11 protein-coding genes are annotated in these 13,871 nt (G+C 65.8%); 3 read left to right on the forward strand and 8 right to left on the reverse strand.

The features are described from left to right. Positions 1 to 71: 71 nt before the first annotated feature. From OKW41_RS18240 to OKW41_RS18250, 3 genes are all read left to right on the forward strand, one after another. The gene (locus OKW41_RS18240) at positions 72 to 836 is read left to right on the forward strand and encodes a DUF899 domain-containing protein (protein ID WP_429573499.1); all 765 of its coding nucleotides are present in this window, start codon (positions 72 to 74) and stop codon (positions 834 to 836) included. Continuing rightward, positions 833 to 1,666, forward strand: coding sequence for a DUF2182 domain-containing protein (locus OKW41_RS18245; protein ID WP_429573500.1), 834 nt, complete (start codon positions 833 to 835; stop codon positions 1,664 to 1,666). Before OKW41_RS18240 ends, OKW41_RS18245 begins: the two co-directional genes overlap by 4 nt. A 198-nt stretch (positions 1,667 to 1,864) precedes the next feature. Continuing rightward, positions 1,865 to 2,134, forward strand: coding sequence for a DUF4148 domain-containing protein (locus OKW41_RS18250; protein WP_429573501.1), 270 nt, complete (start codon positions 1,865 to 1,867; stop codon positions 2,132 to 2,134). A 153-nt stretch (positions 2,135 to 2,287) separates the two neighbouring features. On the opposite strand, the gene OKW41_RS18255 is transcribed toward OKW41_RS18250, so the two are convergent. From OKW41_RS18255 to OKW41_RS18290, 8 genes are all read right to left on the reverse strand, one after another. Continuing rightward, complete coding sequence (locus tag OKW41_RS18255; protein WP_429573502.1) at positions 2,288 to 3,730, reverse strand: aldehyde dehydrogenase family protein; 1,443 nt, start codon at positions 3,728 to 3,730, stop codon at positions 2,288 to 2,290. A 39-nt stretch (positions 3,731 to 3,769) separates the two neighbouring features. Next, positions 3,770 to 4,957, reverse strand: a complete 1,188-nt coding sequence (locus tag OKW41_RS18260) for a fumarylacetoacetate hydrolase family protein (RefSeq protein ID WP_429573503.1) — start codon at positions 4,955 to 4,957, stop codon at positions 3,770 to 3,772. Positions 4,958 to 5,041: 84 nt separating this feature from the next. Beyond that, complete coding sequence (locus OKW41_RS18265; RefSeq protein WP_429573504.1) at positions 5,042 to 6,826, reverse strand: IlvD/Edd family dehydratase; 1,785 nt, start codon at positions 6,824 to 6,826, stop codon at positions 5,042 to 5,044. Between the two features lie 32 nt (positions 6,827 to 6,858). Further along, positions 6,859 to 8,265 (reverse strand): MFS transporter, encoded by a 1,407-nt coding sequence (locus tag OKW41_RS18270; protein WP_429573505.1) that lies wholly within the window; start codon positions 8,263 to 8,265, stop codon positions 6,859 to 6,861. 235 nt (positions 8,266 to 8,500) lie between these two features. After that, positions 8,501 to 9,496: a LacI family DNA-binding transcriptional regulator gene (locus OKW41_RS18275; protein WP_429573506.1), complete on the reverse strand. Its 996-nt coding sequence runs from the start codon at positions 9,494 to 9,496 to the stop codon at positions 8,501 to 8,503. Between the two features lie 156 nt (positions 9,497 to 9,652). Next, a complete protein-coding gene (locus tag OKW41_RS18280) occupies positions 9,653 to 10,537 on the reverse strand; it encodes an SMP-30/gluconolactonase/LRE family protein (RefSeq protein ID WP_429573507.1) in 885 nt (294 codons plus the stop codon). After that, a complete protein-coding gene (locus OKW41_RS18285) occupies positions 10,534 to 11,301 on the reverse strand; it encodes an SDR family NAD(P)-dependent oxidoreductase (RefSeq protein ID WP_429447150.1) in 768 nt (255 codons plus the stop codon). The genes OKW41_RS18280 and OKW41_RS18285 overlap by 4 nt, the downstream gene beginning before the upstream one ends. 65 nt (positions 11,302 to 11,366) lie before the next feature. Further along, entirely contained in the window at positions 11,367 to 13,772 is a 2,406-nt protein-coding gene (locus OKW41_RS18290; protein WP_429573508.1) for a glycoside hydrolase family 3 N-terminal domain-containing protein, read from the reverse strand. Between the last annotated feature and the right edge of the window lie 99 nt (positions 13,773 to 13,871).

Raw genomic sequence — 13,871 nt, forward strand, 5'->3', positions numbered from 1 at the left:
ACCATCAACCGTCACCGACGCCGTCGGGCAAGGGCTCGCGCGGCGCGGCACGACTCACGGAGGTACCCACGATGACTACGCATCCGATCGGAACACGCGAACAGTGGCTCGCCGCGCGACGCGCGCTGCTCGACGCGGAAAAAGCCCACACGCGACACGGCGACGAGCTCGCGCGGCAACGCCAGGCGCTGCCGTGGGTCAGGGTCGACAAGGCCTACCGCTTCGATACCGACCAAGGCAGCGCGTCGCTCGCCGATCTGTTCAAAGGACGTTCGCAGCTGCTCGTCTACCACTTCATGTTCGGCCCCGACTACAAGGCGGGCTGCCCATCGTGCTCGTCGATCGCGGACGGCTTCGCCGGCTTCGCCGTGCATCTCGCGCATCACGACGTGATGCTGACGGCGGTGTCGCGCGCGCCGCTCGACAAGCTGCAGACGTACAAGCGGCGCATGGGCTGGACGTTTCCATGGGCCTCGTCGGCAAGCGGCGATTTCAATTTCGACTTCAACGTCTCGTTCACCGAGGCACAGCAGCGCGATGGCGATATCGAGTACAACTACGCACGCAACAGTCACGCGATGGACGTGAGTCCCGCGCCCGAACCGGTCGCGCAGTTCGCGGCGACCTGCGGCACCGACGCGGCCACCTATTCGCGCGACCGGCCAGGCATGAGCGCGTTCGTGCTCGAAGACGACGTCGTCTATCACACGTACTCGACTTACGCGCGCGGTGTCGATGCGCTGTGGGGCATGTACCAGTGGCTCGATCGCGCGCCGAAGGGGCGCAACGAGACGGGCATCTGGTGGCGCCGTCACGACGAGTACGAGCGGTCATGAGTCCGCTCGTGCGCGCTGTTTGCACGAGCCGGCAGCGCCTTGCCACACGGCGCGCGGCGCGCTCATCGCAGCGCGTGTTCGTCGGCGTCTGCGTGCTGATATTCGCCGCGAGCGTCGCGGCGACACTGGCCCACGGCGCGTCGATGTCGGCGATGGGCGCGTTGCCGATGCCCGGCGGCTGGTCGATGTCGACGCTGTGGATGCCGACCTGCGGGCGCACGTGGGCCCGCGCCGCGGCATCGTTCATCGGCATGTGGATCGTGATGATGGCGGCGATGATGCTGCCGTCGTTGATGCCGACGCTGCTGCGCTATCGCGACGCGATCGGCTCGCGCGCAAGTGCGGAGCGACTGGCCCTGCTGACGATGCTCGTGAGTGGCGCGTATGCGGTCGTATGGACGGCGCTCGGCGTGGCCGTGTTTGCGCTGGGCGCGTCGCTCGCGGCGCTCGAGTTGCGGTGGCCAGCGCTCGCGCGTTCGATGCCGCTGGCGGTCAGCGTGGTCGCATTGCTCGCGGGCGCGTTGCAGTTCAGCACATGGAAAGCCCGCCGCCTCGCCTGCAGCCGCACGACGCCCAGCCTTCCCGCCGATGCGCCGAGCGCGTGGAGATACGGTCTGCGCATCGGCATCGATTGCGCCGGTTGCTGCGGGGGTCTCACGGCAATTCTGCTGGTCGTCGGCATGACGGATTTGCGCTTGATGGCCGCCGTGACGGCCGCCATTACGGCCGAGCGACTTGCGCCGGACGGCGCACTCGTCGCCCGGGCGAGCGGCGCCATAGCCGTCGCCGGCGCGGGCTTGCTGCTCATCAAGGCCATATCAGCCGGCTGACTCATGCGCGCCAGCTGTCGCGGATCGCTTCGCAAATCGATGCTCGATGGCCTTGCTGTCTCATTATTGTTTTGGTTTCGGAAACAGTGATTTCAGAAATTAGGTATTTACCCTACTTTCCGCTCCCCCTAGACTGTCATCACTGCTGCAAACAAATGGTTTCGCAGCCTAGAAAGACAAAACCTGGAGGTAGTAAAAATGAAATCGCTCGTTCAAGCTGTCGTTATCGCCGCTACCCTCGCTGCTCCGGTTGCCGTTTTCGCTCAATCGAACCAGCCGCTGACCCGCGCGCAAGTCCGTGAAGAGCTGGCTCAGATCGAAAAAGCCGGCTACAACCCGGCACGTTCGAACCCGAACGAATATCCGTCGAACATTCAGGCTGCCGAAGCCCGAGTCGCGGCGCAAAACACCGCGGTCGGCGGCGTGACCAGCGGTTCGTCGCAGCAAGGTCACGCAGCGCCGCAGTAAGGCGTTGCAGGTTGGAAAGTTGCTGTTGATGTAGCTGTACCTGCCGGAGCGCTCGGCTTGGCGCTCTCGCAGCTTCCCCTACTGGCCCGCCATCGCGACTGAATGCGATGGCGGGCCAGTTCCGTTTTGGGGAGCTCTGTTGTTAGTTCTGCGTCAGACCGCGCCCGGGTTGATATACGCGGTCTTCACCGACGTATAGAACTCGCGGGCGTAGGCGCCCTGCTCGCGCGGACCGTAGCTCGACCCCTTCCGCCCGCCAAACGGCACGTGATAATCGACCCCCGCCGTCGCGGTGTTGACCATCACCATGCCGGCCTGCACATGGCGGCGGAAATGACTCGCGTACTTCAGCGATGTCGTGCAGATGCCGGCCGACAACCCGAACTCGGTGTCGTTGGCAACCGCGAGCGCTTCCTGGTAGTCCTTGACCTTGATGACCGACGCCACCGGCCCGAACACCTCTTCACGGTTGATGCGCATAGCCGGGGTCGTCTCCGTGACCAGCGCCGGCGCGAAGAAATAGCCGCGCGTCGAGCCTTCGACGCGCTCGCCGCCGAACACCGTGCCGCCCTCTTCGCGCGCGATCGCCAGATAGCGCTCGTCCTGTGCCAACTGCTTGTCGTCGACGACCGGGCCGATGTGCGTGCCGTCCGCGAGCGCATCGCCGACCTTCAGCGCGCGCATGCGCGCCTTCATGCCGTCGATGAAGCGGTCATAGATCCCCGCGGTCACGATCAGCCGGCTCGATGCCGTGCAACGCTGGCCCGTCGAGTAGAACGCGCCGTTGATGCACGCTTCGATCGCGACATTGAGATCGGCGTCGTCGAGCACGACCATCGGGTTCTTGCCGCCCATTTCCAGCTGGAATTTCTTGCCCGAATCGAAGCACTTCGCGCCGATCGCGCGGCCCGTCGAAACGGAACCGGTGAAGCTGATCGCATCGACATCCGGCGACGACACGAGCGCCTCGCCAACCACCGAACCGCGCCCCATCACGAGGTTGATCACCCCCGCCGGCGCGCCCGCCTCGGCGATGATCTTGATCAGCTCCCACGTGCTGCCCGGCACCAGATCGGCCGGCTTGATCACGACCGTGTTGCCGTACGCAAGCGCCGGCGCGATCTTCCACGCCGGAATCGCAATCGGAAAATTCCACGGCGTAATCAGGCCGACCACGCCAACCGGCTCACGCGTCATTTCGACCGTCATGCCCGGCCGCACCGACGGCATCACTTCGCCGCCGACGCGCAGCGCTTCGCCCGCGAAGAACTTGAAGATCTGCCCGGCGCGACCCACTTCGCCGATCGCCTCGGGCAGCGTCTTGCCCTCTTCACGCGCGAGCACCTTGCCGAGCTCCGCCTTGCGCGCGAGGATCGCGCTGCCCGCCTGGTCCAGCACGTCGAAGCGCTGCTGCGGCGTGGACAACGACCATTGCGCGAAGGCCTTGCGCGCGGCGCTGATCGCGCGATGCGTCTGCTCGGCGTCGGCTTGCGCGAATTCGCCGATCACGTCGTCGAGATTCGACGGATTGACGTTGCGCGACACGCTCGCGCCGTCGACCCACTGTCCGTCGATGTAGTTTGCGAACTGACTCATGTCCTGATTCTCCTTTCGAAAATTGCAACGACAATCCGGTTATTCAGCAACGAGCAGGCCACGGGCCGCGAGATTGCGATAGAGCGCGCGCACGCCGAACGTCCACGGCTCGATTTCGGCGGACAGGCGCACCGTGTTGGTCAGCGCGCCGAGCTGCGGCGTCGAAATCGTCACGCGATCGCCGAGGTGGTGGGTGAAGCCGCCGCCGGGCGCGTCGCGGTCCTTGATCGGCGAGAACATCGTGCCGAGGAACAGCATGAAGCCGTCCGGGTACTGGTGGTGGCGGCCGCAGGTCTGCGCGACGAGGTCGGCCGGGTCGCGGCTGATCTCGCTCATGTGGCTCACGCCGTCGAGCACGAAGTCGTCGTCGGCGCCTTCGACGCGCAGCGACACGCTCGCGCTGCGTACCGAGTCGAGCGAGAAGGTGTCGTCGAACAGCCGCACGAATGGGCCGATCGCGCACGAGCCGTTGTTGTCCTTGCACTTGCCGAGCAACAGCGCCGAGCGGCCTTCGATGTCGCGCAGGTTCACGTCGTTGCCGAGCGTCGCGCCGACGATGCCGCCGCGGCTATTCACCGCGAGCACGATCTCCGGCTCCGGGTTGTTCCACACCGACGCGGCGAGCAGACCGACGTCCGCGCCGAAGCCGACTGCCGACATCGGCTGCGATTTCGAAAATACTTCGGCGTCCGGACCGATGCCGACTTCCATGTATTGCGACCACGCATCGCGACGCTCGAGCTCGGCCTTCAGCTTCATCGCCGCCTCCGATCCCGGCTTGATTTTCGACAGATCGGTGCCGATCGTCGACGCGATCGTCTCGCGCACTTCCTTCGCCTTCGCCGGATCGCCGCCGGCCTGCTCCTCGATCACGCGCTCGATCAGACTCACCGCGAACGTGACGCCGCAGGCCTTGATCGCCTGCACGTCGCACGGCGCGAGCACGCGCGCGGCCGGTGCGCTCGCGCCCGGCAGATTCGCCTCGATCAGCTGCGCGACCGGCCCGAGCGGCACGCCCGGCGCGCTGCGCGCAAATTGCGCGGCATCGTCGCGCTCGAACAGGTCGGCGGTAGTCGGCACGGCCGCGGTAATGTCGAACACCTCGCCGCCGCGCACGACGACCACGCACGGTCCTTCATGCTGCTCGGTCTTGCGCCACACGCGGCCGATCAGCAGTGCGTCGTTCAGATCGCCGGGAAGAAAGCTGGAGGGGGAAGTTGCGGACATGGGATGGGCTCTTTCGGATAAGTGGGAAAACGGCCAACGCCGGGCGTCGCGTTGCGTGCGAAGCCCGGCCTTGTCACCTGCAGGTCAATGCGAATGCCGTGGGTTGCCGCGCTCGGCAATCACCTTCAGATACAGCGTCGCCGGTTCGAGGCAGCCGCCGGTCGAAAGCTGGCCGACCGTCTTGCGATACAGCTCCTGCCACGGCGTTTGCGCGGGCGGAATCTCGAAGTGCACGGTTTCGCGACGTCGCGCGAGTTCCGCTTCGTCGACCAGCACTTTGACGCTGCGCGAATTCAGATCGACGCGGATGCGGTCGTTCGTGCGCAACAGCGCAAGGCCGCCGCCCACCGCCGCTTCCGGCGACATGTTCAGAATCGACGGGCTCGCCGACGTGCCGCTCTGACGGCCGTCGCCGAGCGTCGGCAGCGACGTGATGCCCTGGCGCACGAGCGCCGCCGGCGGCGCCATGTTGACGACCTCGGCGCTGCCCGGATAGCCGACCGTGCCCGTGCCGCGAATCACGAGGATGCAATGCTCGTCGATTTCAAGCGACGGGTCGTTGATGCGCGCGTGATAGTCCTCGGGGCCGTCGAACACGATGGCGCGTGCTTCGAAGCTGTTTTCCGCACCGGGCTCGCTCAGGTAGGTCTTGCGGAACGCATCGCCGACCACCGACATCTTCATGATCGCGCTGTCGAAGAAGTTGCCGGACAGCACCATGAAGCCCGCGCCGTGCTTCAGCGGATCGTCGGTCGTCTTGATGACCTCGCGATCCGGCGCGGGTGCGGCGGCCGCGATTTCGCCCATCGTGCGGCCCGACACGGTCAGGCAATCCTCGTGCACGAGGCCGCCTTTCGCGAGCTCGCGCATCACGGCCGGTACGCCGCCCGCGCGATGGAAGCTCTCGCCGAGATATTCGCCGGCGGGCATGCAGTTGACGATCAGCGGCACCTGCTCGCCGACGCGCTGCCAGTCTTCGAGACTCAGCTCGACGCCCATGTGCCGCGCAATCGCGATCAGATGCGGCGGACAATTGGTCGACGCGCCGAGCGCCGATGCGACGACGATCGCGTTTTCGAACGCTTCTTTCGTCATGATCTTCGACGGCCGCAGGTCCTCGCGCACGAGGTCGACGATGCGCTTGCCGGTCGCGTAGGCCATCTGGCCGCGCTCGCGGTAAGCGGCCGGAATGCTCGCGCAGCCGGGCAGCGACATGCCGAGCGCTTCGGCGAGGCTGTTCATCGACAGCGCGGTGCCCATCGTGTTGCAGTGACCGATCGACGGCGACGACGCGGTAGTCAGCTCCATGAAGCCTTCGTAGTCGATCTCGCCGGCTGCCAGCAGATTGCGTGCATGCCAGATCACGGTGCCCGACCCGACGCGCTTGCCGTCGTGCCAGCCGTCGAGCATGGGACCGCCGGACAGCACGATCGCTGGCATATCGACGGTGGCCGCCGCCATCAGGCACGCGGGCGTGGTCTTGTCGCAGCCGGTGGTCAGCACCACGCCGTCGAGCGGGAAGCCGTGCAGGATTTCGACGAGGCCCAGATACGCGAGATTGCGATCGAGCGCTGCGGTCGGCCGGCGGCTCTGCTCGGCGAGCGGATGCACCGGAAACTCCATCGGAATGCCGCCCGCGTCGCGAATACCGGCCTTCGTGCGCGCCGCGAGCTCGATGTGATGCCGGTTGCACGGTGCGAGATCGCTGCCGGTCTGCGCGATGCCGATGATCGGCCGGCCCGACTGCAGCTCTTCGCGCGTCAGACCGTAGTTCATGAAACGCTCGACGTACAGTGCCGTCATATCCGCATGCGAGGGTTCGTCGAACCATTCCTGGCTGCGCAGCCGGCGCGGGGTGGATGCTGACATGATGCTTGTCTCTCTGTCTGGGTGAGGGTTTCTTATGCGTGCTCCGCGTGTTTCTGTGCCCGCGCTGTCTCGCGGCCGGGGCCGCTGCCTTCATTCGAGGCGGCCCGCGTCAGCATCGTGCGCGGCACGAGCAGGATCAGCACGCAACTGACCAGCAGACACGCACCGAGTGCGTAAGTGCCGTTGTTGATGTCGCCGGTCAAATCTTTCGCCACGGCGGTGATCATCGAACCGGTAAAGCCGGACAGATTGCCGATCGCGTTGATCATCGCGATGCCGGCCGCGGCCGCGGCGCCCGACAGCAGCTGTCCCGGGAACGTCCAGTAAATCGGCATCAGCGCAAGGATGCCGGCGGTGGCGATCGTCAGAAACGTGATCGCCCACACCACATGATGCGCCAAAGCCGCGCTCATGATCAGAGCGATTCCGCCGATCAGCGCCGGAATCGCCGCATGCAGGCGCCGCTCGCCGGTTTTCTTCGAATGCGCGGCGTTCGCGAGCGTCGCGACGATCGCCACGCCGTACGGAATCGCGGTCAACAGGCCGATATGCAGCGGATCCTGCACGCCGGTCGCCTTGATGATCGACGGCAGCCAGAACGCGAGGCCGTAGAAGCCGGTATTGAACGTGAGCAAAATCGCGACCAGCAGCCAGACGCGCGGATCGCGCACCGCCGAGCCGAAGCGCGCTGTCTTGTGCGCGCTTTCGCGCTGCAGATTCGCCGCGAGCAGGCTCTTCTCCTGCGGCGTGAGCCAGCGCGCGCGGTCAATGCCGTCGTCGAGCGAGAAGTACACCACGAACGCGGTCAGCAGCGACGGCACGCCTTCGATCAGCAGCATCCATTGCCAGCCCTGATAGCCGAGCAGGCCGGCCGTATGGTTCATCAGCCAGCCCGACACGACGCCGCCGAGCATCAGGCTGACCGGCATTGCGATCAGAAAGCCTGACATCACGCGACTTTGGCGCTGCGACGGAAACCAGAAGTTCAGGTACAGAATCACGCCGGGGAAGAAGCCGGCCTCGCAGAGCCCGAGCAGGAAGCGCAGGATGTAGAACATCGTCGCGGTTTCGACGTGCGCGACGCGCGCGAGCGGCGCGACGAACGCGAGCGCCATCGACACGAGCCCCCACGTGAACATGATCCGCGCGATCCAGAAGCGCGCACCGTAGCGATGCAGGAACACGTTGCTGGGCACTTCGAAGATGAAATAGCCCCAGAAGAACACGCTCGCGCCGATCGCGTACATCGTGTCGGACAGGCCGAGATCGTCGAGCATCTGCAACTTCGCGAAGCCGACGTTCACGCGATCCAGATACGCAACCACATAGCACAGCAACAGTACCGGCAGCAGCCGGCGCACGACCTTGCGATAGGTCCTTTCCTCGAACTCGTCGACGCGCGCGGCGGGCGCGGCGATTGCGGACGGCACAGCGGTCATTCGTATCTCCATCAGCCTGTTTTTCGTGGGAAATGCCGTTGCTTCGCCGCTCGTGCGATTCGAGCCGACGAACCTCGCCGATAAGTTACCGGTAACATTTCTGGCTGTGGATGTTACGCCCGGCTTACCATCCGGGCAACCAAGGGATATCCCTGATCTGTTTAATTAAGGGTAGTTCGAGGTGTTCGCGGCTTGCGAATTCAGCGTCGCGCCGCTGATGCTCGCAGCGTGTCCTCTACGCGCTATCGCGTGCAATCACCGTGAAATCGATCTTCACCGCTTTCCTGCGATGCACCTCGCCCGCTTCGCGATCGGCGAGCGCCGCAAGCAGCGTTTCGCCAGCGCGCAGGCCGATGCCGTACGCGTCGACCGACACCGTCGTGATGCTCGGCTGACAGCACCACGACACCTCGAAGTTGCCGAACCCGGCGACCGCGATGTCGCCCGGCACCGACAGCCCGCGCCGGTGACACTCCATGATCGCGCCGAACGCCGACATGTCGCTCACGCACATCACGGCCTCGGTATCGGGCCACGTGTCGAGCAATGCGCCGATCGCCGGTGCGCCGTGGCTCATCGTGATCGGCGAATCGCCGAGCCGGATCACGCGCGGATCGCCGAGACCGAGCGCCTTGATTTCGGCAACGTAGCCGCGCATCCGGTCGTGTCCGCGCCGGTCGCGCTCGCTGGCACCCGCGATGAAGCCGATCCGCCGATAACCGCGCTCGTGCAGATGCCGGACCATCGCGCGCGCCGCCGCCGAGTTCGAAAAGCCGACGACCGTATCGATTGGATCGCTGGGCAGATCCCACATTTCGACGACCGGAATACCGGCGCGCTGCAACAGCATGCGCGTCGCCTCGGTGTGCCGGCCGCCCGTCAACGCGACGCAGCGCGGCTGGTGGCGCAGCATCGAGCGCACCAGCAGTTCTTCCTGTTCCAGACGGTAGTCCGTGTCGCCGAGCAGCAGTTGCAGACCGTGCGGGCCCAGCACGGCATTCAGTCCGCGCACGGTGTCGGAGAAGTTCGAGCTGGACAGCGACGGCACCAGCACCGCGACGAACGCCGAGCGTCCCGACGACAGCGCGCCCGCCGCCGCATCGGCGACGTAGCCGAGTTCGTCGATGACCTTCTGCACGCGTTCGCGAGTCGCCTGCGACACGTTGCGGCCGGCGAGCACGCGCGACACGGTCATCTTCGAGACGCCCGCGCGTTCGGCAACATCGGACATGCGGGGCGGGACTGGCGGCCTGGACGTCATGATAGGTATCGGGGCGAATGCGCGAAAGTCATGGAACGCACATGATAGCGGGCCGCTCCTTGCGGAGCGACCAGGCAACGTCAGGGTTGCGTTTTGCGGCTTGTCCTGTCGCTGTGTTGTTGTCGTCTAGCGCTCGAAGCCCACCGTGCAGCGCGCCTGAGCCTGCCCCGCCACCGGCGCGCGGAACGAGAACAGCCCGCCCGCCTGCGGTTGATGCTGGCGCTCGACCGCCGTCAGTCCCTTCCATGCGGTGGACACATAGACGGTTTGCAGATCGTCGCCGCCGAACGCGAGCTTCGTCACGTTCGCGCACGGCAACGGCACCTGATCGACCAGCTCGCCCGCCGGCGAGTAACGCTCGATCCGCCAGCCGCCGAACAGCGCGATCCACACGAAGCCGTCGGCATCGACTGCCATGCCGTCGGGATGGCCGTCGCCGGAGATGGCGGCGAAGATGCGCTTGCCCGACAGCGTGCCGTCCGCGGCGACGTCGAAGGCATAAACCACCCGCCGCATCGTGTCGTTGTGATACAGCGTGCGGCCGTCCGGGCTCGTTGCCGGGCCGTTCGTGATCACGTAGTCGTCGTCCTGCGCGATTGCCGCGCCTTGCTCGTTCACGCGATACAGCGTGCCGCTCGGCGCCTCTTCCGCATCGTCCATCGAGCCGAACCACAGGCGTCCCCGTGCATCGACGAAACCGTCGTTGAGGCGGTTGCCCGGCAGATGCGGTTCGACGTCGGCGAGATTGCTGAACTCGCCGCTCGCCGGATCGAAGCGATGCAAGCCGGATGGCAGCCCGCATACGAACGTGCCGTCCGCGAGCGGCGCCAGAAAACCGGGCTGGTCGGGCGCCTGCCACGTCCGCTGCTCGCCGGTCGCGACGGACAGCCGATGAATCCGGCGCCCCTTGATATCGACGAAATACACCGCGTTTTCGGCGGCCTGCCATAGCGGCCCTTCGGCCAGCTCGGCGCCGACCGCCCATACGCACACAGGAACCGGCATGCTCATTCTCCGTACCACCCTGCGTCGACGAAGTAATCGCGGCCGGAGCAGCGTGACGCGTCGTCGGAGGCGAGGAACAGCGCCATACGCGCGACGTGCTCGGGCTCGATGCGCAGTTGCAGACACTGACTCGCGACGACCTTCGCTTCGCTTTCCGCCGATTGCCACAGCTGCATCTGCCGGGGTGTCTTCACCGCCCCGGGGATGATGCAATTCACGCGGATGCCCGCGCTGCCCAGATCACGCGCGAGACCACGCGTGAGCCCTTCGATGCCGGCCTTGGCGGTCATATAGATCGCCAGGTTCGGCAGCGCGACATGCCACGACACCGAGCCCAGATTCAGGATCACGCCGCGCCCCGCGCGACGCATACCGTTCGCGGCGGCCTGAGCGCAGAAGAACTGGTGGCGCAGATTCACCGCGATACGGTCGTCCCAGTAGCTCGCGGTAAGCTCGCCGATTTCGTGCCGGTCGTCGTTGCCGGCGTTGTTGACGAGAACGTCGATCGGGCCGGCCGCATCGACGATTTCGTTGAAGGTGTGTTCGATCGCGTCGACATTTTTCAGGTCGCAGCGGCGGAACAGCGGCGGATGCTTCGCGTGGCGAAGCGTTTCCTGCAGCGCGAGCGAATCGTGCTCGGCGACGTCGAGGAAGAACACGCGCGCGCCTTGCTGCGCGAAGGCCTCGACGGTCGCGGCGCCGATCCCGCTGCCGCCGCCGGTCACGACGATGGTTTTGTCCGACAGACTTGGATAGGTTGCATACGACATCAGATTTTCCACTTGTTACGAGTAGGACCACACACAGGACGGCGCTCGCCGCCCTGACCCGCCGCTTAGGCCACGATCTCGACCTCGCTCAGCATGCGCCAGTTGCGTTCGAGCGTTCTCGTCGCGGAGCCCGCGACGGCGACCGTGCCGCTCAGATGAATGTCGCGGCTCGAGCTGCCGACCAGCAGATCGAAGTCACCGGGCTCGACGATACGCTCGCCGCACGCGTCGGTGAAGTTCAGCATGTCGACCGGCAGTTTCACGCGCACACGCGCCGACGCACCGGCCGCGAGCGGCACGCGTGCAAACGCCTTCAGCTCGCGGACCGGCCGCGCGACCGACGCGTGCCGGTCGCGCGCATAGATCTGCACGATCTCGGTGCCGTCGCGCGCGCCGATATTGTCGACCGCGAAGCTCAACTCGATCGTACCGTTTTCGATCGGCACTTCGCTGTGCGCGAGCGCGAGATCGCCGTAACGGAACTGCGTATAGCCCAGACCGAAGCCGAACGGATAGCGGCAGCCGAAATGGTATGCAATCGGCGTTCCCGCGCTCTTCAGACGATGGTTATACACGTACGGCACGGCGCCCGCGCTCTTCGGCACCGACAGCGGCAGACGGCCACTGAAATTGGCGCGGCCCACCAGCAGATCGGCGAGCGCCTCGGCGCCACGCTCGCCCGGCGCGAACGCCATGATCTGCGCGGCGATGCGGTCTTCGAGGCCGCCGAGATTGTACGGACGGCCGCCCGTCATCACGACGACCGTCGGCGTGCCGCTGTCGACCACCGCCTGCAGCAACGCCTGCTGTACGCCAGGCAGGTCGAGGCTGTCGGTATCGGACCCTTCGCCGACCGTGCCGGACTGGAACAGGCCCGCCAGATCGCCGACGAACACCAGCGCGACGCCCGCTTGCCGCGCGGCTTCGACCGCGGCCGCGATGCCGTCGGTGTCCTTGCTGATCAGCTCGTCGCAATGCGCGTCGCCGGTCAGATCGAGCGACACGTCGCCCGGGAACACCGGCGCGCCCGCGCGGCGCTCCTTGATGATGTCGCAACCCTGCGCGTGAATTACGCGCTCGTCGCCGAGCAACGCGCGCAGCGAACGCAGCGGCGTCGCGATCGAAGCAGTGGACTGCTCGCCACTGTTGATCAGGTGCACCGGGAAGCTGTAGCCGGCGAGCAGCGCGAGCGGATCGTCGGCGGTCGGGCCGATCACCGCGATCTTTTCGGAGCCGTGCGCGTCGAGCGGCAGCACGTCGCCTTGATTGCGCAGCAGCACCGCCGATTCGAGCGCGACCTGATACGCGGTATCGCCCGCGGTCGCGCTTTTCACGTCGACGCGTTCGGGATCGACGTACGGATTCTCGAACAGGCCGAGCTGGAATTTCACGCGCAGCACGCGCGAGACGGCGGTGTCGATCGTCGCTTCGCTGATCTCGTTGCGCTCGAGCGCTTCCTTCAGATGCACCGCGCACTCGTGACCCGGCAGCTCGACGTCGAGGCCGGAGTTGAACGCGAGGGCTGCGGCCGACGCGCTGTCGCGCGCCACGGCATGATGGCTGAACAGCAGGTCGACGCCCGCGTAATCGGCGACGACGAGACCGTCGAAGCCCCATTTCTCTCGCAGCGTGTCGTGCAGCAGCGCGCGATCGCCATGACAGGGTACGCCGTCGACGTCGTGATAGGCGGGCATCACCGAACCCGCGTTCGCGAGCTTCACGGCCATTTCGAAAGGCAGCATGAACACGTCGTTGAGCTCACGCGGACCGACATGCACCGGCGCATGATTGCGGCCGCCTTCGCTCGCCGAATGACCGACAAAATGCTTGAGCGTCGCGAGCAGATCGCGCTGTTCGCCCTGCAGGCCCTTCACGTAATGACACGCGAGCACGCCAACCAGATACGGGTCTTCGCCGAGCGTCTCCTCAGTGCGGCCCCAACGCGGGTCGCGCGACACGTCGAGCACCGGCGCGAGCCCCTGATGACAGCCGATCGAGCGTGCCTGCTCGCCGATGATCGTGCCCACTTCGCCGACCAGTTGCGGATTCCACGTCGCCGCATAGTTCAACGGCGACGGGAACAGCGTCGCGTCCTTGATCATGAGCCCGACGAGGCATTCCTCGTGTGACATCACCGGAATGCCGAGGCGCGTGTCTTCGACCATCTTACGCTGCAGCTCGTTGAGCGCGCGTACGCCTTCTTTCGGATCGACCGTATGCGTGCCGAGCGGACGCGTGATCTGGCCGAGGCCATGCTGCAGGATCTCGTCGACCGTGATCTGGTTGGCGCTCTGCGCGAAATCGATGCTACGCGCCTTGTGATTGCCATCGGCCGACAGCTTCAGCCACGCGGCGTGAAGCTGCGCAATCTTTTCGTCGAGTGTCATGCGCGCGAGCAGATCGGCCACGCGCTCTTCCACGGCTGCCGCTGGATTGCGGTAGAGCTGGACCTCACTTTGGCGAAGCAACATCGAAAACTCCTTTTTTTTATCCTGGTGTACGAAGCGCATGAAGCGCCGACAAATCCGTTGTTCCTGACAAGCGTGCGGCATGGCGTTGCTTCAGGCCGG

Origin of the sequence: Paraburkholderia sp. UCT70, assembly GCF_050434085.1 — a bacterium.
Lineage (GTDB): Bacteria > Pseudomonadota > Gammaproteobacteria > Burkholderiales > Burkholderiaceae > Paraburkholderia > Paraburkholderia tuberum.